A 26,756-nucleotide genomic window follows, 5' to 3' on the forward strand; every position below is an offset into this window, starting at 1 on the left:
AAAGAAAAAAAATCATTAAGTTTGAAAAGTTAATACAATCCAGTTGTAAAATAGCTCGGGTTATTGGTCACTAAACCTGGTGTACTTTCGTCCGGAATCCGTGGTGTACTTTTGTCGGAATATTCAATCTTTAAACATAATTAAATCGGGACGTCCATAGTGGTTATAATACATGAATTCTAAGTTGGTGTCACTAAGAGTTAGTTTGAGATTTTCTGACAATTTTACTCCTTTTTCTACAAGACTTTTAAAAACGGTTTTTCGCTCTTCAAAATTGTGTAACTGTGTAAGGAATTCTATAAATTTTTCATGCTCCTCTGATGTAAGGTCTCTATCTAATTCTTCAAGTGATTTAATACGTGCATCCCAAATAAGTGATGTACGTATAGTAAAACAGACTAAGTGGAGCCAGTTTCCTGAGGCCGAACGTTCATTTTTAGAATTTAATAAATTGAGCATACGTAGATAAGTTAGAGTACCTTTTGTCATGTTAATTGGGAGAAAGGTGCCAGTCACGCTTAGCGCTCCAGAAACAAAAAATGCGTCATTTAATTTGTCTAAATTGTCATAATTTGGGTTGGTGTTACAAGAAGCCAAGTAAATTATTGGTGCGGCTATTGAATTTGCCACAATGTCTTTTGGATATATTTTTTCGTTCCCTATTTTTAAGTAACACGTTAAAGAGTCTTTGTCAAAATTACAGTGACAGTCAAATATAAGAATCTCTGGGTCAAATTGTTGTATCAGTTTCTTGATCTCAATAATGCTTGAGACAATTTCAATTCCAAATCCTAATTTATGTTGATATGATTTTGCTAGATTATATGACGTCATAAAATCAATTTTGTCTTGATCGTCATCACTAAAAATCACTAATGTCCGTTTAACACTTATAGAGCTAAGTTGGAATCTAATCTTGCTAAAGGCTGAATAATTGTTTATAATTCCTTGTATGTTTGAATCCTGAATTCTACAAACATCTGTTATAAAACCTAAAGGAATGTTATTTATCAAAATCCATTCGATAGGTAGATCTGATATCACGAGTATTTGTCCATTTCTGTTGTTTAAGTACTTTTCGATCTCATCTTTAAGATAAACACTGTTTAATTTCTTTCCAATTTTTAAAATTGCTTTGTATGGATGCTTACCAGTTAGTATTCCATTCTTTTTTCCGAGACTAACTAATGAAATAGATGAATTGAGTTCTGAACTTTTTATCGGAAAGCGAATTGATGGAGAAAATTGAAAAGTTGAATGTAAAAAGGTTATACCGTCTAACACTTCAATTTGGGTACTAGTAATTTGATTGGCTTCATCTTTCAATTTTTCAAGCGAAATTTCACTGTCATCCAATTCCTTTATACCAAATAAGTAATCGTCATTTTGTTCAGCATTAAACATCTTTGTGTAGTTGTTTTTTCCCCGCTTTTCCAAAGCCTTCTTGATAATTGGGTGGTGATAAGGGAAAACAAGGATTAATGTAGGAAGAAAAAAACGATCACTCAGTTTTTTTTCTTCCCCCCAACTTTTATGTATTTCATCAAGAGATTCAAGGGATTCAATAATTATTTGCCATCTGATTTCTAATGGCGCTTTTTCCCAACTATGATGATGTGATATAAAAGGAGTGTTATCTGCTTTGTAAATATTTAGTACGTTAGAAACTATAGGTTTGAAATTTAAAAACTCTTCATTGATATAAGGCATGTTTGGGAGGTTTATACTTGACTTCTTCAAACCTCGGTGGTGTTTCGAAATATATTTGAATATTTTTTTTGAGTCTCTGTACATTATTTTGTAAAATTCATTGACATTCGAGAAATACCTACTATCCCCCTTAATTTCTGCAAGATAATCACTTGAATAAACTGAATAATAGTAAGCAAATGTACTTTTGGTCCTAATATTTTCTATGGCTTCTTTAACCTCAGAATGACACTCTGCGCTGAAGAGAAATACAGAAATTCGATTATAATGATTTAACAATTGGATAATATTATCAAGCATAGAATTGCCTATGAAATGAGATATGTGAAAATTAAGAATTTGCATACCACTACCATCTTTTTCTTTCACATAATTAAAATAATCAAAGTTATTAATGAATTGCAAAAGGTCTGTAGGGAAATATCTCAAGTTATACAATATTCTATTCTCGTCATTGTTATTAAGAAGAATAAGATTATTTGAAATCCTTTTCTTAATGATTATGTATTGGATTTTAGTAACGCTCATGTTAAGTTTTGTTTTTGTATATCCAATTCAAAAAACTTTATTAATATTATTTAGATTGTGGTTTACCGACTAGTATTTGGTTGAGTAGCGGCCAGCCAATCTTCTAGTCTTATACTAGCTATATCGTCTTCTATTTCGTCATTTTTAATTATATCCAAGATTTCTTTCTTGTTCTTATGACTTATATTTATTAGGACTCTTCCCAAATCTCTATTTAATTGTTGAAAAGATATGGTTAAATCTAAATCATCTTGAATGGAAGCTGGTATTTCTCTTTGATTAATATATCCGTGTATATTATTTAAAAATTTAAAGAATTCGTAACCAAGTCTATTGTAGCTTAACAATCTTAAAAGGTTCATTTCTGAAACATCGAAATAGTCTTGATATATCAGTTTATTTATCACCTTAAACTCATGATTGAGTTTTGAGGAGTTTAGTTTAATTTGATCTATATTATCTATTATAAATCTTAGACTCATTTCATTTTCACCTAGGGTTTCTGATAATGAAAGCATGGTCTGATAATGGGTTTCTGCTTTCAAATCAGATATCAATTTAATTAATAAATCTGTAGACCATTGCAGCTTACTTGAAATAGAGTTGTTATTTATTTCAAGTTGTTGAAATCTCAGTGTTTTATAAAGCAGAAGGACACTTAATAGCCCTATTAGAGAGCCGACAACACCTCCAAAGAAGTCTCCCACATATCCTGTATGCTCCATATTGAGTTCTCCTTCAAATAATGAGTACTCTTTGTAAAGGTTAAGAATTAAGATAATAGTGGTTATTATAGAAAGTGTAGAAACCGCATAGATTGCAAAATTCAGTTTTTTGTGTTTATTATTCATTACAAGATTAAACTTTATATAAACTAATAACTATATCCAACCACATGAAAGAAGTTCTCTACAAATCTCCATTGCCCTCCAGTTTCACCATTAATTAGCATTCCACCATCCTTATCTTGGTAAATAAGACGTAACGTAATCTCTCTTGCGTATTGTTCATCATTATGCTCAAAAGAAACCTCTAGAATAACCTCAGAGATGGACGCAGAGGTATCTTTAACTTGGACGATTTTATAATCAAGGATTATTTTGTTTTCAAACACTTTTCTTACTTTTCCAGCCTCTGAACTAAGCTTGAAATTATATTTAGAAAATTGGTGAATCTGTTTAGCAATAGCTCCATAGTTGTTACTAGACCAATATTCAATAAACCTGACAGCTTCTTGTTCGGGCGTATAGTCTTTATAATCTGTATGGTGGCCTTTTTCTGGAATGTCGAGACCGATGGTGATAATTCTTGCTTTCCAAAGCTCTAAAAGTTTTTGTTCGAATGTGCGACGTTCTTTCTGTTGTTCATACTTTTTTACACTATCATGGAGCTGTGCTAGAGTTTCCTCTACCGTCAATTCTGGGGCAGGCTCAGGAGCTACTTTCTTACCATCTCTAACAGCCCTTGCCCAATCAGATACAGCAAATAATGCCGCCCAACATTTTGCAGCTACTGTTTTGTTGGCATAATTTATATCTCTCCCGTGTAATATGCCATGTCTGTAAGGCATAGTTATTACTTCCTCTGTGGTCTTTGCTCTGGTGTCGTTGAAGATGTCTTTTAACGTAGCTAAGCCAGTGCTATGTGCCGCAATAGAGTCCCAAGCGGTAACATCAGTTCTTTCCGCGAAAAAGCCAGTGATTTTATCTATATCATTGACACCTCCATCAATAATCATTAAAAGTACTGGTATACAAGCATGGTAGCGCTCTGCAATAGTATCATCATATGCCAGGTTGATTAAGCTAAATCTTTTACGGAAAACTTCTAAACCTTTGAATTGATGTTTTAACCATTTCATTTTGTCAGAACTATAGTATTCGATTAACTTCTGTTCAGCCTCAGCTATTTGTCCCTTTTCAGCTAACTCGATACAAGAAAAAAGTAGACTTTCGTTCATTGACTCATGAGCTATCCACCCTCTTTTAGCAAAATGATGATTGAATCTATCTGGTGCTTTAGAAATTATTTCAAATTCTTTTTTCAAATCAACGAATGGCTCAAGTGCTTTTTCAAACTCTATTGGATCTAATCCTGGTATAGGAAAAAAATCGAGAATATTACGTAAAGCATCGACTCCTTCAAATTGTTGTTTCAGCTTTTTATACGAAGAGTTGTCTTCTATCTTATCGCTCATAATAAACTGCTATATTAAACTATATTATTTCTTCTTCCTTTTTATTGAACTGTGTTGTTTAATGTGGAATCTGACCACTAGAAACTAATTCTGAAGGGAAATACTTTTTTAGAGGTTCTAAACTTTCTGGTTTACTTTGAAGCAATTTAAAGGCTCTTTCTGTAAAATCAGAAATCGAAAAATGTCGAGAGGCTATAGCTTTAAGACCTTTATTGTTAAATGCTGAAATTGCTTTTTCATAATCATTACTAGCTATTATCTGTTCGATTTCTAATTTTCTTTTTACATAAAAATCATCTATATCTATTGAGTTCAAAAAGGTCTGGTAGTTGTCTTTCACTTCCTGAATGTTGTTCCCCTTTGATAAATCATTGTCTGTGAATATATTGTTTGTTTTGGTGGAGATGTAATTAGATATTTGTAATTCTTTGGTTTTATCAAGTTCTTTAATGATATTTTCCTTTATAAGGCTAATTTTTGTCTCATCACATAATGTTGATTCTGCAAAAATTTTCAAAAACTCTTCATCTAGGAAAAGATTCTCAACCTCAGAAACTGAAAAACTAAAAATACTATCTGTTTTTAGTTTAGTTAATCTTTCAGGTGAATGGTGGTCTGAGTCAATTAAACCTAAAGCATTTGTGTTGGTACTATTTAGTTTATTGAATGCTTTAGTATGGTTCATTACATCGAAACAAGATCCTACGGGGGTAACTGTAAAATTGGGAAATAGTAAGGAATATATCTTTTCGTCATTAGAGCCTTTTATTCCTTCACAGAATAATATGTTTTTTCTGCTGCCTAAAAGTTCTAGTAACAAAGGTTCAGGAATCTCATTCTCAGGAATGATTTCAAAGTCCCAGTCGTCAGGATGAATATAAGACTTTATCCATATTTTTTTAGCAGTCTTTCTACTGCTAGCGAAGTCTAGATCATGTGTTAGATAGAAAAATTTACAATCCTCCCTTTCACTTTCCAATACATCCCAAAGTTTGTTTAAAATAGTTTTGTGAAGATACATCTCTGGTTCATCGACAACAATGAAACCATCTTTAGGTGCTTGAAGTACTTGACCTATTAGATATAATAAAACTTTTTCACCATCACTCATTCGTATGCTTTCGTACTCCTCGTTGCGGTCTTTGGTGTAGGTTTTAATGTTAATGCCATCTTCACATTTAATATATCGATGCTGTATTAAAGAATTCCAAATATTGATGGTAGCATCTAGGTTTGTCTTTTGGGGAGCAGATATTTTCTTTTCATTACGATTCTCATCAATTGCCTGTGCTCTATACTGATGAGCACTCACCGTATGTTCCGCTATTAAATGCTGAAGGATAATTCCAAAATCATCAGCCATTCCATAAAAAGAATTTTCATCTTTATATGTGTGATCTTTAATCTGTATTTCTCTTAGTTTTTGCTCTGTTATTTGTGGATTATTTACATACGCGAAATTCGGAAGTTTTAATATTCTTTGAGCAGAAATCACAACACCATTGTTATTTAAGAACTCCTTTAGTTTATTAGAAAGAGAAGTTTTCCCAGCACCGTTTGCTCCAATTAATACAAGGTTGGATTTTAGATAACCCACATTTTCAAAAAACCTAAATTGAAAGTCGAGACTATTAACTGATAGAGAAAGTGTGGATTTGTAGGAATTTTGGTAGCGCTTAATGTAGTTTTCTCGATCATAACTATTTAAACCATTTGTGAAGTTTGAATTTGAAGCTCCTCGAAATACGAGATTACTTAAAATCTCATCGAATTTGTTTTTATATAGTTCTTTGTATGGGCTATCAATATCAGAAGTGTCTAACTGGCTTCTTATTTTTGAGGCAACTCTGAATAGGTCATCAAAAATAGATAAGTCTTCCTGATCAATATTTAGATTTGTGTATATCTCCTTATGTAGAGGGGCTTCTTTGATTAAAATGTCTAATATTTCTTCCATTTGTTATAATTAGCTTGGTAATGTTCGTATTGCTAATATATGTATATAAAGTATAGTATTCATTTCTTGTTAAATTATTTTAAATGAGTTTGTAGTGACGATTCGAGTATATAGAATTATGATCATTTTCAGAGACTAGGCTGTAAAATGTTTTTTCTTTAACCTTCTTCAGAAACAATATTCCAGTCTGATTTATTTCCAATTTCTTTATTCTGTATCTTCACGTTATGAGCCAACTTTTATCACTATAACAGTGTGTGTGTCATAATGAAAAAGTATATACGTTATTTAATCTATATTTTAGTTGCTTTTTCTGTTATTATCATAGCGTTTGTTCTCTACCATTTGGTAGATTCAAGATACACCGAGCATCAGAAAGAAGTTTACGAAAATCGGCTAGATCATTTTAAGAAATCACAATCTGATCGCTAGATCCGCCTTCCGTATTATATCACGAGTCGGTGTAGTCAGCTATATTCTGTTTATTTTTAGGGAGATAAGTAGGGAAGTATCCCCATGATCTAATGGATTAGAGGTTTGAAAGGTTAATATGGTTACAAGCGAGGACGCTTGCACCATCGGGGGATTCGACTTCCGTATAAAATCACGAGTCATTCTAATTAGCTATTCCTTCTCCTATTATTAATAGTTATCATCATTCCATATTAACAGTTCGCCAATTTCTTCAATATTTAAATTGTTTTCCCTATTTATCTTTTCAAGTCTTGCTTCAAAACTTTTTAGTTCCTGTTTTACAATTTCAATTGCTGCCTTTAGGGATGAAATGTCAAATGAAACGTTTATATTTTCTAGTGTGGGAACAAAGGGTTCTTCAGACTTTTTTACATAAAAGTCAAGAGTAATCGTTTTAGAATCTACTTTTACTTTTGGTTGCGGATGGCCCGCATAAAAGCCATCTTCTCCGTTTGCAAGTTTTTCCCAATAATGGATATCAGAAAGATCACCACAACATTGTGGATAATATTTGTCTTGTTGGTCAATACGTAGAACATAACCTCCAAATAAAGCACATGCAAGTTCTCGGTCGTATTTTCCTGCCCTCATTTCTTGTGTATGGTCAATTACAAGTTTCGTCAAGTTGCTGTCCGTGATTTCGTCAATTCTGTAAAACGATGATCCCCCCAAATATGGCTTCAACTCGTCTTTAAAACCTGCTTTTTTGTAGCTTTCGGAATTGTATTTATCCCATAATATGGGGTGTTCCCAAAAAGGATATTTGTCAGGTATTGGAACGTCCTGATTGTTATATCCAATTTCTATAACAGGTATTAATTCTAGTGCCATTGCTTATTTGTTTGATATAATATTATAAACAAACCTCGCATTGTCATCCTTCTTCCTGTTGATCTTTGGCAGTCCTTTTGTTCCGTTGCAGGATTTTAGAGCGTTGGCGAGGAATAGGGGACGGATTGGTTGTTCTAGTTCTGCTTCGTAGTCCTTGAGTATTTGGAGGGCTGCTTTTGATTCGTTGAAGTAGTCTGTCTGGCATTTTGCTAATATCCACGCCGTGACTTCTTCTTCGGTGACTGTGCTTTCCGATGGCAGCAGCAGTTCCTTGTCTTCTGTACCAAATGTGGCAATTTCCTTTACAGTTCCGTCGGCAAATACTTTTTCGGCTTTGTATGTGATACCCTCCGTTTCATCCTTGTGTTCAAAGATCTTAATTGTATAGCTGGGAGTGACATTGGTATTCGGGACTATGGCTGCAAATTCGCAATTGAAAATCTGCCTTAATATATTTGATTTTTCGATTTTATACTCAAGGGTATGGGTTATATCCTCAATTTTCCGAATATAAAAATCTTCCTGACCTAGTAGAAAAGATAACTCATATTGGCTATAACCTTTGGCTATTCTAAGTAAAAAGACATTGAGCATTTTCTCAATCTCTACCATTGGCATTTCAAGTTTTTCTACTTCGATGAATCTGGATTTCATAATATCGGCAACTGCTTGAGCAAATATACTAATCCTTTTTAGTCTTTTTAAAAAGCTTATAGGTATTCAACCCATGTTTGTTAAGGACTACTATTAACGTCTTGTTTGGACCTCGAACGGCTCGGTCTAATGGACGAGTAAAGTCCTTGGCTTCCCAGGTTTGGTTTTGAAGTTCGTTAGATTTTGAAATAATTTCCTCAAGTGATTTTGCCTTTTGGAAAAAGCCAGTTTCAATTAGTACTCTTAGGGTGGCCGCAGGACCTGCCCCCTCTGGAATAGGAGGGATTTGTTTAATTACTTTATCGTCTGATAAGGTTTCTTGCGGATAGAAATCATAAATTGTATAATCGGTTTTAATCGTTGTATCATCCTTGGAATCGATTAGTTCTTGTTGTCGTTTACGAGCTACAATAGAGAAGTACATTGCTATTTTGTTTAATACTTCGTCGTTGTATTTCGAATTATTCCCTGCGCTCTCCATATGCCCAATATACTTTTCATTCATGTCAAGATATTCTGATATTTCTTCACCAGAAATATCTAAGTCAAGTCTAATTTTTCTTACTTGAATGATTATATATAGATCTATAGGAAACAGATACCAGGTGTTTTTATTCATATTATAAATAAAGCCACTATCTCTATGTATGCTTTGTGCTGTAAATAATTTGTTTTTATAAGAGCTAATACTTATCTTTGATTTAGAAAGAAAACAATAGTTGTTTTCTTAAGAATTTTGGGGTTTAAATCCAGAGTCTTGCGCCTACATATTCTGACGCCGTAACGCAAGGCAGTAGTTTAAATACCCATATCTATCCTTATTTAAGGCATTTTACTATATTTGCTTTTTAAGATAGGTGTGGGCCTACTGTCAGTCCGTGTTACGTAAGGCGTCAGAAACTTTATGAGCAGGCACGGCATGTAGTCCCGCACTTATCGATTCTACAGGTCCAAGACTCGTTAACCAATAGCGAGTATGAGTTTAAAACAAAGAACAAAAAACATTATTTCGGCCCCCGAGTAGCTTCGGATGCTTAGTCATTTAGGATGACTTTTCTATTTCTTGCGATGTGCATTATAAACCGATTATATTACTTGAACTCTCATTTGGCACATCCTTGATATTCAGTTAACTATTTTATTGAACCGTGTGACCTGATCAAGGATTAGGTACGGTTGGTTATTGATAGAAATAGCTCTCAGGCCCGCCCTCATTAGGTCACACTAATGAATCCAAAAAATGAAGAATTTTAATGGGGGTGGAAGAGGATTGCCCCAAGGGCAGAGATGTGTCCGACCGCTGGCGGATGACAAAGACCTTTCTGGACGCCTGATAAATATTAATGATAGACTGCTTCGACCGCTTGGGCGGTCTCGCAGTGACGGTACAACGGGCGAAGACAGGGGTAGTTTTCGTTCTGCCCAGGACCTGCCTTTGTTCTGCCTTGGTTCTACCAAAACCGGGTTAATTCCCAATGGATCCCCGATGAATCCCCGGTCACCATCGGGGTTTGATCGGGAATCGATCGGAAGTTCATTGGGGAAAGGCAGTACTTTGCTTGGTCAAGGTAGGTTGCTTTTCGGTGTAAAGTGCAAGCGAAGTCTAGGAGAGGAAAAAGAGGGCAACAAGGTGAAAAGCTCGGACTTTCTTCACTCTTTCTTCGGGCGCCACCTTACTGCTGCCTTACCTCCGCCTTACTGTGGCCTTACTGCCACCTTACCTTTAGTAAGGCTACGGTATGGCTTTAGTAAGGCAGAGGTAAGAAAATGGTGGGAGGGAGCGCATACTTGGGGAATACTTAGGGCATACACTAAGCGTGCTTCGGCTGGCGTAGTAGGTTGGTTCGGTGTGGCTTTGAGATTGGGTCGTACCTGCGTGCACACTTGTTCGACTGTTGTTCGAGTGTTGTTCGGGTGCTGTTCGAGTGCGACTCGAAGCCCACTCGAAGCGGAGTCGAACAGCACCCGAAGGTGTCTCGAAGAAGTCTCGAACACGTCCCGAAGCGCTGTCGAAGGCGAGTCGAACAGCTTCCGAAGGAGTGTCGAAGCAGAGGGTGCCCGAACTAAGGTTGAACTAGCCTTAACACAGCCTATAACTAGCGTTGAACTAGGAATGAACTACCAAACAACTAGGAATGAACTAGGAAGCATTCATAATCCTTCGAAATCGTTCATAATCCTTCAGAATCATTCGGAGGGCGCAGAGGCCTCAAGACTTCCTCTGAACCTTCTATGCGCCTTCTCTGAACATCAAACAGACATGCAGCGAACAAGAAACAAACATAAACGGTACATCGCTGACACATGTCCGACACATGTTCAAGACAACAACGGTACATGTTTGACACATGAACCACACATGAATGACACAATAAAAAGTGCCGAAAAGCCACAGGAAAGGTACCCTAAAGGTACGGGAAAGGTACTGAATAGTGGGGGTAAAGGTACTGAAGAGGTACTGGAGAGCTACCAAATAGGTACCAAAGACCTACATGCTGACGGTAAGTCGGCAGTGGCTTTGGAAAGGGATCGAGATTGCTTCGGCGTAGTTCCTCCAAGGCGCAATGACGGGAAGGTGGTGGAAGAGCTGCGGGAGAAACGTTTGATTTTAAAGGGTTTTCGGGAGCTCTGTGAGGAGTTTAGAGTCAAAATGGAGTCTATGGTCGTAAAAGAAAATAGAGGTCGGCAAATCGCTTTAAAACAAGTCAATCCTTTTGCAAAGTTTTTAGATATTCGTTCCGAGAGCCCTTCGGGGTTCTCTATTCCTCCGCCAACTGGCGGATACAATCGATATGACGGGAGGGGAAATCGAGGTGACGTACGAAGTGTGTGGTGTATGCAATTGGTCAAAGGTTATCAGCTATTAGCTTTAATGATATTCTGTGTGTTGTTTAGTCCGCTTGTGGTCACACAGGCGGTCGCTCAGACGCAGCCGGGATCAGTACTTGTTGGGGAAGTACGCTCGGCTGCCGATGGGCAGATCATCGAAGGGGCGACGGTCACTGGTGGTAAAAAGACAGTTCGTACCGATGCAAAAGGCATGTTTAGTATCGCTGTAGATAAACCGAAGGGGGCATTAATAATTAGACATATAGGTTATAAAGAGCAAAGTGTTGCTTATGATAATACAACTACTTTTTTAAGTATACAGCTGCAGGTCGGCAGCAGGGAAATAGCCGAAGTGGAGGTGGTCTCGACAGGGTATCAGCATATCAGCCCCGAACGCTTTGTAGGCGCTGCCTCCAAACTGGATAGTACCGCCTTTCATAATCAGGCCGGAAAGGGAATCATTGAAAGATTGAAAGCGAATATGACCGGGGTTTTATTCCCTTGGGAAACAACGAGCAGGCCTGCCATACGAGGCTTAAGCACCCTCTACACCAGTGCCATGTTTCCTTTAATTGTAGTGGATAACTTCCCTATGGATGAGCGTTTTGATATCAACAGCATCAATCCTAATGATGTCTTGGACATCTCGGTCTTGAAAGATGCTGCAGCGGCCTCCATATGGGGTGCGCGTGCCGGCAATGGGGTTATTGTTATCACAACCAAGAAAGGAAAATACAATGAAAAGCTTAATTTTTCGGCTAGCTCCAATATCGGTATTACCGAAAAGCCGGATCTGTATGCGTATGATCGTATCGAGATCAGCGATTTTATAGATATAGAGCGCTTCCTGTTCGACGAAAAGCATTATACAGCAGAACTGAATAATACAACGACACGGCCTGTGGTTTCCCCGGTGATAGAGATATTGAACCGCCTGAAGTTAAATGAAATAGATCAGGCTACTGCGGATGCGCAGATCGGAGCCCTCATGCAGAACGATATCCGTCGCGACCTGGAGCGCTATGTATACCGAAGCGCTGTACAGCAGCAGCATCACCTGGGGATGAGCGGCGGATCGGCCAACGCCAATTATGCACTGTCTTTTGGTTATAATGCCAACAGCACCAATATACAGAATGTTAAGCCGGCCAGGGACTACACCTTGAAAGCGAATTACGGTTTAAGGCCTATACAGAACCTGGAGGTAAATACGGGTTTGTTTTATACAAGTGCGGCTGTTCCAGCGGCGGCTCTGCCTATTTTTTCCACGATTCCTTACGAAGCGCTGGCCGATGGGCTGGGTAATCCGCTGCCTACCAGCCGGCAGTATAGACGGAGCTATCTGGATACAGCAGGCAATGGCCAATTGTTGGACTGGCAGTACCGTCCCCTGGATGAAATACGCTTAGCAGACAATAATAGCCATACCCAGTCCATTAATCTGGATATCGGTGCCCGCTATCGCATTATCGACGGGCTGACAGCTGCTGTGCGTTACAATTACCGCACACAGATGGGGTTCCAAAAAGAGCACTTTACGCAGGATACCTATTATGTACGTGATCTGGTCAATCGTTTTACCGCTATCAATGGGGGAGTGGCCAAGAGTGAAATGCCTATGGGAGGCTATCTTAACCTGTATGACCTAGAAACAAAGAGTGAACACATCCGGGGACAATTGGATTATGCCAAAAACTGGAATAACCATAGCCTATCTGCTATGCTGGTGGCCGAGCGGTCCGAGTCGGTAAATAGCAAACGCGTTAATACCTTTTTAGGCTACGACGATGAGCATGAGACTTACAAGCGGGATCTGAACTACAATGTGTCGTACCCTGTATTCCAGCGTATAGCTGGCACAACGGGGAAGCTGCCTTTGAGTAGCAGCGTATCTTCGGGAAATATAAGCCGGTTTGTATCTTTCCTGACCAATGCTTCTTATACGTATAAGAACTTATATGCCCTGTACGGCAGTGCGCGTCGTGATGGTACCAATTTCTTTGGTGTGACCACCAATAACAAGTGGAAGCCTATGTGGTCGATAGGAGCGAACTGGAACATAGCTAATGAAGAGTTTTTCGATTCTTCCTGGGTGAATTCCTTGAAGGCTAGGGGATCCTTTGGGTATATGGGTAATACGGTGCCTATTACGGGATTCATGACATTAACTTATCAATCTCCCGATGAATTTACAGATCTGATAAGTGCGACCATAGGTACCCCCCCTAATCCTACTTTACGTTGGGAAGAGATAAAAACAATCAATACGGGTATTGATTTTAGTCTATTAAATAATCGCTTATCGGGTAATATCGATTACTTTCATAAAAAATCCGTAGACCTTATCGCAAACATGCCCATTGATCCAACTACGGGTATAGAAAAGCTACAGATCAATTCGGCCAGTTTAAAGACCAATGGTGCAGAGCTCAATCTTCAGAGCAGCAATATACAGGGCGCTATGGACTGGACTACAGGCTTTGGCTTTTCCTATGTAAAGTCGATTGTTACAAAATTTGCCGACAACGGTTATCGCGCATCGGACTTTATTAGCTACATGATAAACCCTACAGAGGGACAGATCGCCTATGGATTATCGAGTTATAAATGGGGTGGATTAGATCCCTTCAATGGAGACCCGCAGGGCTACCTGAATGGAGAGCTATCCAAAGATTATCGGGCTATAGGGAATGATTCCATCCAGAACCAGATCTTTCATGGTTCCAGTATGCCCCTGATCTATGGTCACCTGAATAATACGTTCCGTTGGAAAAACATCAGTTTATCGGCCAATATCGCCTATCAATTGGATTACTATTTTAGAGCGAATACCATTCAGTATGCGACCTTGTTCGGTGTAAACCGCCTTGGACATGCCGATTACTATAAGCGCTGGCAAACACCTGGCGATGAGAACAGCACAACGGTTCCTGCGATGATCTATCCCGCTGATAGCAGAAGTGATTCTTTCTACGCGAATTCGGAAGTGAATGTACATCGCGCAGATCATATACGTTTGCGGGATCTCCGTCTGCAATATACGCTTAATAAGGGAACGCTACCTAAGTTACCGGTGCAAGCCATACAGTTTTTCCTGAATGCCAGCAATTTAAATATCATCCTGTGGCGCGCTAATAAGCAGGGATTAGATCCTGATCTATCGTATCCATCGCAATACCATTCTTACCCCTCCTCAAGAGTCTGGACAATGGGGTGTAATCTTCAATTTTAAATCCTATTATCATGAAAAAAATCATATTGATTAGACTGTTCCTAATCATCCTGTCTCTTAGTGTACTTTCTTGTCAGGAATATCTGGATGAAAAACCATTTAAGTATTTAACAAGACCTAACCGTTTAGAAGACTTACAGGCTTTAATGAACCTCCGTAATTTATATATTCAGAACAGCTCTATGCCCGAAGTGCTGGCGGATAATTACTATGTAGAGCCTTCGGTCTGGCTGGCTGCTACCGAATCAGATGGTAAATTATTCTACCATTGGGACTCCAAAGTTCAGTCTAATAGAACCTGGAATGGCTTGTATAACAGTATGGTATACTATCCGAATGTGGTGTTGGATCAGTTGCAGAATTTCAAAGAGACAACTGAAAATCGGGTACAGTATAACCGCATTAAAGGTCAGGCGCTGTTTTATAGAGCATTTGCGTATTATCAGTTGGCACAGCTATACTGCAGACCTTACTCGGAAACGGCCAAAACAGACCCGGGTATTCCGTTGCGCACCACGACAGTCATTGAAACGCCCTCTGTACGCGCTACTGTGCAGGAAACCTACGGTAAAATTGTAGGAGACTTATTGCTGGCCTTGGATCTCTTACCCCAACAATCGGATGTTCCGACACAACCCGGTAAAGCAGCGGTGTATGGCTTGCTCTCCCGTTGCTACCTTTCGATGCGCGATTATCAGAATGCGGGTAAATGCGCAGATCTATGTTTGGAGATTAATGCAGATTTGATCGACTATAATGATATAAAGCTAGATCCATTGCCTTTTAAGCGTTTCAATAAAGAGACGGTTTTTTACAGCTATTGTGGGAATACGCTCAGTATAATTGGGAATGCTAGAGGACGGATAGATACCGCACTCTATAGGTCTTACTCAAACGATGATCTTCGAAAGAAATTGTTCTTTAAGGAAATGTTGGGTACAAATTTGGGGAGTCAACAATTTTATGGTTGCTATGATGGAGAATACAATCCTCCCGGTGTATTTAACGGCATCACCACCGGGGAGCTGTATTTAAACCGGGCGGAATGTTATGCAAGAGACGGTAAAACAGACTTAGCGCTAGCCGATCTGAATACCTTACTCAAAGCGCGTTGGAATAATACGGTGACTTATCCAAATGTTACGGCTACTTCTGCTACAGATGCCTTAGAAAAAATCCTGACCGAACGCCGAAAGGAATTGGTTTACCGGGGACTACGCTGGTCTGATCTGCGCCGGTTTAATCTGGAAGGACGGAATATCAGCCTGGAGCGTAATGTGAATGGACAAAAGTATCTGCTGGCACCTAATGATCCAAGATGGGTGTTACAGATTCCAGATGAGGTTATCAACCGCTCAGGAATGCCGCAAAATCTAAGAGACCAATAATAATCTAAACTACTGATAAAATGAAAAATACATTTATAATATTTCTACTAATTCTGTTATGTCGTCAAGTCAATGCCCAATACAAAGCCTTGCAGATAGGCGATAAGATGCCTGACTTCGAATTTGCTATTCAAAACTATGAACAGTCTACCGCAAAGATTTCTGATTTTAAAGGCAAGCTGGTCTTTTTTGATTTTTGGAGCACCTATTGCAGCTCCTGTATCGCTGGTTTCCCTCGAATGGAAAAACTCCAAAAAGAGTTCGGGGATAAAATAATCATTATACTGGTCAATATCCGGGAAACCCAGGACGAAGTGGCTGCCAGGCTTAAAACACGAAAAAGTATAGCTCCTGAACTGACTCGAATGCCTTCCATAATAGATGAACAGGTCTTTGCACAGCTGTTTCCTCATCAGTTTGCAGGGAACTATGTATGGATCGATCCAGAAGGGGTTCTCCGCTTGAACACCAGCTTAAGCAAAAATATTCATGCAAAAAAAATTCAGGAAGTTCTAGATGGAAAAGAAATATCGTTTTTAACATCAGGGCAAGTATATGGTCTTGCCGATGATGAGCCAACTTTGTTAAAGATTATCAATCAGACCAATCCAAATGGTAGCGATATATATTCCTTCTTCGCACCGGTAAACTTAGACTACTACCCAATGGGTGGGCAAAAGCTGAATCAAATAGACACTGTTTTAAAGACGGTTCGAAATACGTTTATAAATAGAAGAGTCGCCGAATTATATAGCTATGCCTTATTAGGTAGCTTAGAACAGGATTGGAAATCAAATGTATACGGGCCTAACCAGAATTATTATAAAATAAATCGCTTTTCCTTTGAGGTCAAAGATATCTTTAAATATGATAATTGGATAATTCCGAAATATCAACAAACAGATGAATACGTCATACATAGCTTGTACTGTTACGAACAGGTTCTTCCACAAACTGTATCTACTAAGCAAGCCTCACAATATATGAAAGAGGACCTGGATCGTTACTTTGGCATACGATATGGAAGCAAGGTTACTATAGAAGAGAACGAAATACCTTGTTATTATTTGAAAAAGGTCGATAACCGACCTAAACTTTCAGAAAAAGAGATAGAGGAAAAAATGAAAGCTTTAAAATACGAGGATTTGACACTTATTTGGGACTATAACAGTTTACTGAATAACTATTTTAGATTAGCAGCAAATAATCCTTATGTTTTTTTAGGAGAGGATGTGCCAATTAAATGTAGGGCTGTGGTGCCTAATAGAGAGGAATGGAAAAAAGTTAATACCTTCCAGGATTTTCAGCGGATCTTGGAATTTAATAATCTTACATTGGTTAAAGGGACAAAAAAGATAAATATGATAATAGTGAGAGACTAAATGTTAAAATCCCTCTTTGAAAATTGATCAAAGAGGGATTAATTAACTGTCTTTTGGAGTTATTACTTCTTAGCCCTAAATAATAACTTTACGGTCTTGCCATTATCAGCTGTAATGCTTAAACCATGCATTGCTGGATTATCCCAGTTAGCTAATATGACCTCGCCTAAGGAAGTGGGAACATTTGGAGCTGAGTAGAACAATGGTTTCCCACTTTCATCTAGTTCAAAGTCTCCAACCTCGAAGCATATACCACAAAGAGTTTCTACATCTAAAGGACAGGTTATGCTACTGGTTGCCGAGGCATAAGATCCTGGATCTGTAGCTTCTTCTTCATCTGATGCTGTTTTATCCGCACCCGTATACTCAAAACAGGTCTGCGCCAGATTGACTTCGCCTCTCTTCAATACGGTAAAAGAGCTTACTACCAGTGCTAAAAATACGACCGCTAAAGCTGTTCCTAAGCTTGCGAATCTCTTGGTGGATCTGGCTTCCACTTGTTCCATGTTCTGATCTTGATTTTTCATGATCTTGTCTGTTAAATTGTTTAAAAAATTGATTGTTTTTTGGATTACATGTTTTTTTTCCATGATTTTAAAATTTACTGTTATTAATTTATTGAAAGTTGATATCTAAACCGGTGGAGGTATATGCCTGCAATCGCTAAGGCGATCAGCAGGCCATTGAACCAGAGATGCTGCGTGGCGGACAGCGTATTGATAAAGCCACCACAGTTGCAGTAACTGGAATGCAGCACATAGGTGATATAATATAGTGCGCCTGTAAAGGCTATCATAAGAAGCAGCGAGGCATAGAGTCCGATCAATCGTGTCCTCTCAGATAGCAATAATGCCGCAACTAGGATTTCAGAACCTATCACTGTAGCTGCAAGAGGCATCGCATACTCCTTGAAATCCTCATACCGCGCCATACCCTGAACGAACGTTTGGAAGTCTACCGACTTTTCAAATGCGGTGTAGACAAATACAAATAAAAATAGGTATGCGATACCGGTTGATAGTGGCGCCTTAGCGGTATGTATGCATTGTGTTTTCATTTTTTTTATTGTTATGTATGTTATCCTGTTATCAAGCCAGCTTCTTCTCCGTCACTGCGAACGACTGCGGTCGGAATGACGACAAAGTTGTCTGCTTATCAGCTAGGGGGCTGCCCCGAACCTGATTCGGGATAGCTGCCTAACGATGCACCTGTTTCTACCTATCGTGTGCCTTCAAAATCAAAGATATATCGAATAGTATCTCGTAAGGGGGGCGGAATATGGAGGGGCAAACTGCCTTTTTGGGTACTGGGGAAGGGGGGGAGTTCTGACAAAGGGGATTTTTGGCCTGTTTTTGAAAGTTTTGGATTCTTGTCGGTTTGGAGCTTTAAGATAGCGTCAGTCGTGTTTTGAGACCTGATCGCAGGGGGCGCAGAGGGGGGCGGTGAGGGGCGGCCCCTACTTTTTTAAAATAGTTACCTTCTGGGAATACTTGATGTCCATTATTTCCCCCTAAAATATAGCCGATAAAAAGGATGTGTTTCTGGAGCATTCGTGTATTATATGGATATCTGATCGGGTACCGTGTACAGGGAGTGCCAGCGATGAATTGGCGCGCAAAGTGGCATTCTATTTAAAATTCTGTTCAAGAAATTCGAGCATAAGTTTGACTTTACGTATCAGATAAGGGGCATGGTTGATCATTTTTTCGCGGTCATACTTGCTCAGGCTCTGAGCGCTCAGCTGAATATCTGCCGCTGTACGTATATTAGGGGCTACAGTTTTAGCGATCTCCTCTTTCGTACCCACTGGAAATAATCCTACGGCATAAAAGGTGTGAAAAAGCAATTTGGTCTGATGGCCATTCAGCTGTAAGGTGATGGGGGGCTGTTCTGTGCGCTCATCTATACCGACACGCTGCTTAATACGCTTTTTTTGAATAGACAGATAGTCCGACATGTGGTTTAATAGCGGTTTGTCCTGCAGACAGAAAGCCATCTCTGTGTTCGTACTGTACTGTTTCAACTGGGCTTCTAATCGGATCAGCTCATCAGCAATAGTGCCTTCCAGAAGTGCTGCTTCAAATAGTTGGTCCTGCTCATCTTTCCAGCGGTTGAAGAATCCCATGTGATTAAAGTTAAAACGTATCATCAGGTGTATATAGCGGTCTGCCCAAGCTTTGTCCCGCACGTCATCGGCCATGTTTTTCAAAGCATCCAAAAGTTTGGGTAGATACGAAAGGTGCGCATAGCACAGCTCGGGCATCTTACCGCTATTGAACAGGCTGTCCATAGCATAACTCAATTCATCAAGATAGGCTGTATTTATCTTCTTTTGGATAAGCTTGCCCGTAATCTGTGGTAGCCTACGCGCCACCTCTTTTTTCAGTTGCTCCTGCCGGTGTAGCGAAAGGGTAGTGCCAGGCTGGATGTAATGCCGATAGCGCAGCTCAAATCGGCTTAACATGGTGTCTATGGATTGAAAATAAGGATGCGCGGGGTTATACAGTCCGAACATATCCAGCATGAGGTTGATGGATACATAGCATTGGTTGATATCCTGCACTATCGTATCGTGATTGTGGGGCTGTCTATAGATGGAGGCCATCTCGGACAGTGCCTGTGCGCACAATCCGTCGATGGGCGGGGAGGGCTTTGTAAGCGTTCCGACGGAGCCTGAAAGCTGCTGCTCTACGGCATCCTGTAATGGTGTTAGTGTAGATATCATAGTTTAAGGAAAATAATCGGTTAATATTAAACGTCACCTCGACCCCGTGGAGGACTTGTTCCGATGTACAGAACGGGCTCTCCACTTGGGTCGGGAGCACGATACAGTTTACAACCTGTCTTTCGACTCGCTACCGGTACCATATCCATATAGCAGTCTGTTCCAAGGCCTGCTCGGGAGCTTGGCCCAGGGTAAGACTTTGGGTCGACTGCCGCGAGAAGATAATGTCCTTGGGACTACGGTCTTCGCTTTGCCGGGCGCTAGGTTCTTCCTTGTAAAAGCTGATAAGCCGCCCCTGGTCCCAGCTGTCGGCCACCGCTGTAGCGATGCACTGCAGGAATACCGGATCTATAGACTGCAGCTGTTCCTGTTGCCGCTGGGTAAGGTCAAAATGCTCGTCGATCCACTGCACGGGCTGGGCACGCAGGTAGTCGGTTTCGATACGGCGCTCGCTTGCAGCTAATTCAAGGATGATGTGCTCGACGCGGGATACGCCTGCATTGTCAAATTTGGTTTTCATACTATTTGTATTTTGGTAAGACGGTAAGTAAATAAGTAAAGTGTTAAAAAACAAGTATTTGTGTAGGAAAAACTAATATCATACACTTTTTGTACATTATCCGGACCTATAAAAGATAGTTTTAGCTATATTGTACAAAAAATGTTTAATATTGTACTGTTTTTGTAGTTTATGCGAAACTAAGAGTATATGAAACAATTTATCATAAAAACCCTATTGCTTTTGCCATGGTGCCTCTTAGCGGCCTACCTGATCAATGTTACGATATATGTGGCTGAGCCGTTCGAGCGTGTCCGTTCTCCGGCCTTTATGGGGGTTTATGTCGGCACCGTCGTCGTGATGATGGTCTATGTAGGTATGATCAATAAGGCGTACAATGCCGTTGTAGCAGACAAAAAGCCGAAAGACCGCGAAGCGGAAGTGAAGCTGCTGGCTAATTACTTGCTATTTGCCGTCATCCCCCCTATAGTCATACACAGGGTGTTGCTGCAGGTAGGCGTAGTGATCGCTACCCAAGGTTCGGTAGGGTTTGGCGATATATTGACCAATACCCGGTATTGGAAGGAAGATTTTGCATTCCTGCTGTTGCCACTGTTTGCCACAGCGCTGTTTTTCTATTATTGCCCACAGTACCGCCTGTTTGCAAAGAAAAAGACGCAGATCTTTGCTGCTCCGCCGAAAGCCCCTATGGGGACCTGGCGCGAATATAGCCTGCCCAATATGCTGCTGGAGCAACTGCGCAAGGTGCTGGATCCCACGGTGTATTTAGAGGACGGCAAGCTTAGATTGTATGATGTCGTTTTTATATTGTATGAGAATAACAGTTACTTCGCTATCCTCACCGATGGGCAGAAGCGCCTGCTGCCACGGTTTGAGCCCAAGCTGCTTGGGCAATGGCTGCTCGGTAGCTGGTTTGTCCAGCTGAATAATAACGTACGGATCAATATGCTGTATGTACAATATCCGGTAAAGGACCACAGAAATCTGATCCTCGATGAGACAGTGGCCGGCACCCTGTTCGGCCCCGATAGTCCGCATAGTCCCGAACTGTGCTCAGGAGGCCGCCATGGTGCCCAGAATGTAAAGAACTTTATAGACAGCATCCCCGAACTGGAAGAAGGCGGATGGAATCTGCGGATCGTGCGCGTGTAGGGATGGGGGCGATTATATAGTTCATAGAGCGCTCTGTTAAGGATAGGTCTGTTCTGGTAAGAGATATTCGAAATGTTAAATAATCATAAGGTTGTTGTAAGCGCTTGTTGATTAGGTTTTTAATTTCGAATTTCAAAGGGATATAATACAGCAGTCCATTTGATATGTATAAAGTAAACCTCATCAAGCTATTCACGTTTTCGCTGTTACAGTGTCTACTGTTAGGGGCTCCTATTCAGGCACAGGATAGAAGTGAAGAGTTAGATCGCCTTATTGCTTTTGCCCGGTTGGCCGGGGATATTCAATATTTCTCCCCAACGGATATGGTGAATAATATGGTTTTGCCCGATGGATGGGAAAATATTATATGGAATGGTGTGCGTATGTCAAGGATTACTGCCAATGAAAGGGATTTCGTGGATTCGTTGGCGCGCTATTTTAGGCCTATTGAACCATCGCTGCAACTGACTTACGCGGGCGAAAAGATTACTACGGCTCCTCAACGGGTAGAAAAGGAGCTGACGGTATCTAGACAACATAAGGGGCTGCAGCTTTACACCGGGCGGACGGGAGCCTTTAAGAGTATCCGGACAGACCGTCGCTCTTTGATAGCAGATGCCAACCTGAGTTATTTCGATTTTATCCGTATCAGAGTTCCTCAGGGACAGGCAGGCAAGGCCTACGAAATAAAGCTGGCCTACAGATCGGAGCATAATAGACTGCTCAAGTGTTATGTCAACGATACATTTAAAGAGGATATGAATCTGGCGGCAAGCGATTCGGTCTATATACAACGGGATACTATACCTCAGGATGCGGATTTTTATCTGATAAAGCTTGTTTTTTCAGAAAGTCTGGGTGCATTTAGTCTTGCTCATGATGGATTTATCCGTATCGGAGGAAAAAAGTATTCCATCAAAGATCTTACCGTAGAGGAAGTGCCGGCTTCCATAAAGGGAGTGGAATGGCGGATGATTGGTAATGACCAGAAGTTATTTGATGAGGTCAATGAGATCGGAGATACACTGCGGCTACAGCTCACCGGTCAGATCTCTGCAGAATTCCCATTGGCGGTATATGCTACTAAGGAGGAGACTTATCCATTAGCTCCGGTATCGGCTGTACACTATCCCTATAATAAAGGACTCCCCAAAAACCTGTATTTTGACACAGAGATCCAGAATGACTTAAACCTGAGACTGACGAATGTTATCTTGATATGGAATGTATTCAGGATCGCATTTGTCTATAATCCATTTGACGAAAAATCAGAGATAGAATTCCTGCGGCATACCTTGAATGAGGTGCTAGAAGGTAAGGACCTTGATGACTATGACTTTACATTGCGTAAGATGTTGCACGCTTACAAGGATGCGCATATTTTCTATTATAATAAATTGCAGAAGGGTAAATATGAATTTTCGGCCCCCATCACGTTGATTCATCTTGGTGATGGATTCTATGTCAAAAAAGTTCATGATGAGTCGTTGGACGGCAGGTTAAAGCCCGGAGACAGGTTGATCGCTATCGATGGCGAGCCGATTGAAAAAAGGTGGAAGAAACAACGGTATTTTGCCACAGGATCGGAAGCAAACCTTATTAACAATGCCGGTGTCTTTGGATTACTCTATGGACAGTCAGGCTCGCAGGTCAGACTGAGCTTTGGTGATGTCGATACGAAAGCCGACAAGGAAATAACTACCGTACGTAATTTTAGACATCCCAAAAAACACTTGTACACTTCTTTTTTAGAACGTAGTGATAATCGGATGTTGAATGATAGTACTTACTATTTTAATTTATCGGACAATAATCTCACGGATACTTTACTACGGTTTATCGACGACCCTACCAAACATATTATCTTCGACGTGCGGGGATACCTGACGCGCGATAGTGAACAAAAAAAATTGTTGAACAAATTAATTACCGATACCGTGGTACAGCGCAATATGTTGGGATATCACATACTATCACCCACCAATAAAAAATTTGTATCTGGTCCGCAGGTATATGTACCGGAGAATAAGAATCCCAAGGCAAAGTTTTATTTTCTTATGGCGGAATCTACGCAGAGTGCCCCTGAAACATTCTTGGACGTAATCAAATACTGGAAAGTCGGTACATTGATCGGTAAGCACACAGCGGGTGCTAACGGTAATATTAACTATCAATACCTGCCTGGGGATATCTCGGTCACATTTTCTGGGATAAAAGTGGTGAACTCGGACGGTACGGAGCATCATCGCAACGGTATACCTCCAGATCATGAGGTCGGCTATACACTGGATGATGTGGTGCAGAAAAGGGATCCCTTTATAGAAAAGGCGCTAGAGATTATTGCCCTGCACGCGGATAAGAAGTTATGATGGTATTCTGTCGCGGATATGTGCCTGATTACCGGATATATGCTGTAAAATATCACTCAAACCCTGATTTATTAGGGTTTGAGTGAGCGTACTTCACTTCTCGTGCTGACATCTAATTTGACATAGAGTTTGCCTACGTGATATTTTACAGTATGAACCGATATGCATAGTTTTTCGGCTATTTCTTTATTGGAGTCGCCCTTCCAGATATGATGTAGAACCTCTACTTCGCGATCGGTTAATTGAAACTGTCCTTGTATTTCTTCGAGCATAAATTGGTCCCGATCTGTCGGTGCACTCCGCGTGTAAGTGGAGGTTTCTTGTTTGTTTTTTTCATATTCAAGTTCTTTATCCAGCCTTAAGAGCGACAGGTAGTGTCTCAGCTCGGTTTTATACCGTGCGTTTTCTTCACGAAGGGTCCGTACCTTAAAAATGAGTGCAAAGCTAATGGCGACAATTTCGATGGCGCTGGCTAGTCTGAGTGTATGTATATTGAAAATTGATAGAAAGTTGAGATCATAACGACGGTATAATGCATAGCCGATCCCCACAAAAACGAGTAGACCAAAGTTGATAAGTAGAAAACGGGCGTACGGATTGGTCTTGAATAGCTTACCGGCCTGGTAAAAACAAAAAGCAGGAAGAGCAAAGCGAATAAGTAAAGATATAAGGTTGAAGCCCCACCAATCGCTATAGCTATAAAGGGAAGCTGTCGCGAATAGACTGATCCCGGCTATAGTCATTAGCTTACCGAAAAATGGGATATGCTGCCTAAGATCGAGAAAATAATAGGTGAATATTGCGGCTAAGACACAGGAAGCAGAGGTGTTCCAGATGGAAAAATAGGGTAATATCCATTCCTGGTTAGAGAAGTAGTATAACATACCATCCTCATAAAAGAAGGTCAGGAAGATAGAGAGCTGTAATAAAGCATACGTGATAAACCGTGGGTCGGTAAATATGAGGTAAAAAACAACGTTGAAGAGAATAACCATTATCGCAAGCCCATAATACATGCTGAAGTATAGGATAATAAGCGAAGCCGATTGACCAAAACGCCCAATTTCATTGGTGAATAGTTGCAGCTCATGGGGATCCGATTTTCTGATATTGATGTAATATTCGGTTGCAGACGGTATATAATAATATACCGGATATCGGGTTTTGACCTGCAGGCCGTTGCGGTCTACATTTTTCTTTAAGCGGATCAACTGCCCGTCCTCATAGGCATATAGATCGTAGTCCATAATATGGATGGAGCGATTCTGGAATAGAACAATATGATGGAGTAGGCTGTCGGCGATATGGCCTCTTACCCAGGTGTCGCCAGAGCTGTCCTGGGCGTGGTAAAGATCCGAGTGTGTGTGCAAAGGCTGATAGCTAAGTTGGGTAATATTTGAGGAGTCCATGCTGCCTGCCCGGCTGTCGCTTGCGCTTGAAAGTAGTACGAAAATGGCTAGTAAAAATGTATGTACCACAAAAGATAGATACTCCCAAAGGGTATTCATAATAGGCTTTATGCTACATGGATATTTCATAAAATAATTGTCAGAATCGGAAGCCAAACATAGAAAGAATTTAAGAGGATACAAAACTGTTCACGCAATCAGGTCCGGGATAGCCGGAGGTTATATAGGGAATGGTGTAGGCCGCCTAGTGCCTCAGGAAGGCAATAATGATCGGTTTATTTACAAAACTAGCCAAAAGGTATAGCCGTATAAGTGTTCAGATGCAGTAGTTTTGGCGGTATTAGTAGATTGTTATCCTATTCTTATGAGTTATTATTACAAGGTTATTATTTCGCTGATTGGGAGCTTATGCTTTCTATTGGTACAACCTCTTCTGGCAGGGATAAATGGCGGGCGTGAGCTTCAGGAAACGGCGTTGACTCCGGTTGTTTTTTTACCTGGCACAGGCAATATTCTTTATGTCGATCAAAGCGTCGATCAGACCGCTGCGGGCTATACGGGTTCGGGCGATAGCTGGGCTAATGCTATACCCGAACTGGCGGATGCGTTGAAATGGGCCAACGATAATAAAACTCAGTTTACGTCCGGCGCTCCTTTAAAGCTGTATGTTGCCAAAGGCATATACAAGCCTAAGTATTCGCCTGAAGATGGTGCAAACTACGGTACGGACCAAGGGCGTGACAATACCTTTTTGATGGTGGAAAATGTACATCTCTACGGTGGATTTGCAGGTGTAGAGTCCAGCCCAACGGAGCGGGTACTATCCGCAATAGGGGCGATGGGAACTATACTGAGTGGAGATTTGGACGAAAATGATATTGTAAACGGACTAGGGACTAGCCTAAGCATTCAAAATAATGATGAAAATGCATATCACGTAGTGATGGCTTCAGGTGACGATCAGGACTTAAATGTTTTTATAGATGGATTTGAGATAACCGGAGGTAACGCCAATGGTGGTGGGGATATTTGGGTGAATACAACTGTTTCTAGAAATGCAGGAGGTGGATTTTATCTTTCAACTTCGGGAAAGATTACCCTGACCTTAAACAATTCGAGGATTAGTGGAAATTCGACTGATAGTGAGGGAGGTGGTATTTACTCCTATGCTTATGCGCCATTTGCGATTTCTAAATCTCCACATTCTGAAATAATATTGAAAAATGTCCATGTAATACAAAACTATGCAATAGGTAACGGCGGTGGAATTTATAACCTGAGTTCGATTGTTAAAAAGCGGACAATTGGTTGTTTTTTACAGTCTGATATTTTATAGCAGGTTTTTTAGGGAAGAATGCATATGCAATCAACCCAGCAACCAGGTTGGATACAAAATTTG

At 40.3% G+C, this 26,756-nt stretch carries 18 protein-coding genes and 1 pseudogene; 6 read left to right on the forward strand and 13 right to left on the reverse strand.

Translation table 11 applies throughout. From position 1 onward, the window contains the following. Positions 1-123: 123 nt before the first annotated feature. The 7 genes from JKG61_RS22290 to JKG61_RS22320 all read right to left on the reverse strand — a co-directional run bounded on the left by JKG61_RS22290 (position 124) and on the right by JKG61_RS22320 (position 8,970). Complete coding sequence (locus JKG61_RS22290) at positions 124-2,079, reverse strand: hypothetical protein (protein ID WP_202105221.1); 1,956 nt, start codon at positions 2,077-2,079, stop codon at positions 124-126. A 221-nt stretch (positions 2,080-2,300) separates the two neighbouring features. Beyond that, positions 2,301-3,089 carry a hypothetical protein gene (locus JKG61_RS22295; protein ID WP_202105222.1) on the reverse strand — a complete coding sequence of 263 codons (789 nt, stop codon included), beginning with the start codon at positions 3,087-3,089 and terminating at the stop codon, positions 2,301-2,303. A 23-nt stretch (positions 3,090-3,112) separates the two neighbouring features. Further along, the gene (locus JKG61_RS22300) at positions 3,113-4,435 is read right to left on the reverse strand and encodes a hypothetical protein (RefSeq protein WP_202105223.1); all 1,323 of its coding nucleotides are present in this window, start codon (positions 4,433-4,435) and stop codon (positions 3,113-3,115) included. A gap of 58 nt (positions 4,436-4,493) precedes the next feature. Then, entirely contained in the window at positions 4,494-6,392 is a 1,899-nt protein-coding gene (locus tag JKG61_RS22305) for an AAA family ATPase (protein WP_202105224.1), read from the reverse strand. A gap of 642 nt (positions 6,393-7,034) precedes the next feature. Then, a complete protein-coding gene (locus JKG61_RS22310; RefSeq protein WP_202105225.1) occupies positions 7,035-7,697 on the reverse strand; it encodes a hypothetical protein in 663 nt (220 codons plus the stop codon). A 3-nt stretch (positions 7,698-7,700) separates the two neighbouring features. Then, positions 7,701-8,351, reverse strand: coding sequence for a hypothetical protein (locus tag JKG61_RS22315; protein ID WP_202105226.1), 651 nt, complete (start codon positions 8,349-8,351; stop codon positions 7,701-7,703). A 28-nt stretch (positions 8,352-8,379) separates the two neighbouring features. Beyond that, complete coding sequence (locus JKG61_RS22320) at positions 8,380-8,970, reverse strand: hypothetical protein (RefSeq protein ID WP_202105227.1); 591 nt, start codon at positions 8,968-8,970, stop codon at positions 8,380-8,382. A 621-nt stretch (positions 8,971-9,591) separates the two neighbouring features. On the opposite strand from JKG61_RS22320, the gene JKG61_RS22325 reads away from it, so the two are divergent. From JKG61_RS22325 to JKG61_RS22335, 3 genes are read left to right on the forward strand one after another with little or no spacing between them, the layout of a single operon-like run. Further along, positions 9,592-14,412 carry a SusC/RagA family TonB-linked outer membrane protein gene (locus JKG61_RS22325; protein ID WP_202105228.1) on the forward strand — a complete coding sequence of 1,607 codons (4,821 nt, stop codon included), beginning with the start codon at positions 9,592-9,594 and terminating at the stop codon, positions 14,410-14,412. 11 nt (positions 14,413-14,423) lie between these two features. Then, positions 14,424-15,800 carry a RagB/SusD family nutrient uptake outer membrane protein gene (locus JKG61_RS22330; RefSeq protein WP_202105229.1) on the forward strand — a complete coding sequence of 459 codons (1,377 nt, stop codon included), beginning with the start codon at positions 14,424-14,426 and terminating at the stop codon, positions 15,798-15,800. Between the two features lie 20 nt (positions 15,801-15,820). Next, positions 15,821-17,182 (forward strand): TlpA family protein disulfide reductase, encoded by a 1,362-nt coding sequence (locus JKG61_RS22335; protein ID WP_202105230.1) that lies wholly within the window; start codon positions 15,821-15,823, stop codon positions 17,180-17,182. A gap of 62 nt (positions 17,183-17,244) precedes the next feature. Here the strand turns inward: JKG61_RS22335 and JKG61_RS22340 are convergent, their stop codons facing one another. From JKG61_RS22340 to JKG61_RS22355, 4 genes are all read right to left on the reverse strand, one after another. Further along, positions 17,245-17,709, reverse strand: coding sequence for a hypothetical protein (locus JKG61_RS22340; protein WP_202105231.1), 465 nt, complete (start codon positions 17,707-17,709; stop codon positions 17,245-17,247). 83 nt (positions 17,710-17,792) lie between these two features. Beyond that, positions 17,793-18,239, reverse strand: coding sequence for a MauE/DoxX family redox-associated membrane protein (locus tag JKG61_RS22345; protein WP_202105232.1), 447 nt, complete (start codon positions 18,237-18,239; stop codon positions 17,793-17,795). A 570-nt stretch (positions 18,240-18,809) separates the two neighbouring features. Then, entirely contained in the window at positions 18,810-19,907 is a 1,098-nt protein-coding gene (locus tag JKG61_RS22350; RefSeq protein ID WP_202105233.1) for a hypothetical protein, read from the reverse strand. A gap of 130 nt (positions 19,908-20,037) precedes the next feature. After that, complete coding sequence (locus JKG61_RS22355) at positions 20,038-20,427, reverse strand: hypothetical protein (RefSeq protein ID WP_202105234.1); 390 nt, start codon at positions 20,425-20,427, stop codon at positions 20,038-20,040. Between the two features lie 189 nt (positions 20,428-20,616). Here JKG61_RS22355 and JKG61_RS22360 point away from each other — a divergent pair, with 189 nt between their 5' ends. Both JKG61_RS22360 and JKG61_RS22365 read left to right on the forward strand, forming a co-directional pair. Further along, positions 20,617-21,579 carry a hypothetical protein gene (locus JKG61_RS22360; protein WP_202105235.1) on the forward strand — a complete coding sequence of 321 codons (963 nt, stop codon included), beginning with the start codon at positions 20,617-20,619 and terminating at the stop codon, positions 21,577-21,579. Between the two features lie 164 nt (positions 21,580-21,743). After that, the gene (locus JKG61_RS22365) at positions 21,744-23,948 is read left to right on the forward strand and encodes a S41 family peptidase (RefSeq protein WP_202105236.1); all 2,205 of its coding nucleotides are present in this window, start codon (positions 21,744-21,746) and stop codon (positions 23,946-23,948) included. 71 nt (positions 23,949-24,019) lie between these two features. On the opposite strand, the gene JKG61_RS22370 is transcribed toward JKG61_RS22365, so the two are convergent. Continuing rightward, a complete protein-coding gene (locus tag JKG61_RS22370) occupies positions 24,020-25,456 on the reverse strand; it encodes a LuxR C-terminal-related transcriptional regulator (RefSeq protein ID WP_202105237.1) in 1,437 nt (478 codons plus the stop codon). Between the two features lie 265 nt (positions 25,457-25,721). Here JKG61_RS22370 and JKG61_RS22375 point away from each other — a divergent pair, with 265 nt between their 5' ends. Next, complete coding sequence (locus tag JKG61_RS22375) at positions 25,722-26,693, forward strand: hypothetical protein (protein WP_202105238.1); 972 nt, start codon at positions 25,722-25,724, stop codon at positions 26,691-26,693. Here the strand turns inward: JKG61_RS22375 and JKG61_RS23415 are convergent. Then, a pseudogene (locus JKG61_RS23415) lies at positions 26,647-26,756 on the reverse strand (IS982 family transposase); the annotation flags it as partial. The gene JKG61_RS22375 and the pseudogene JKG61_RS23415 sit on opposite strands and share 47 nt — an antisense overlap.

It is taken from the genome of Sphingobacterium faecale (genome assembly GCF_016746095.1).
Lineage (GTDB): Bacteria > Bacteroidota > Bacteroidia > Sphingobacteriales > Sphingobacteriaceae > Sphingobacterium > Sphingobacterium faecale.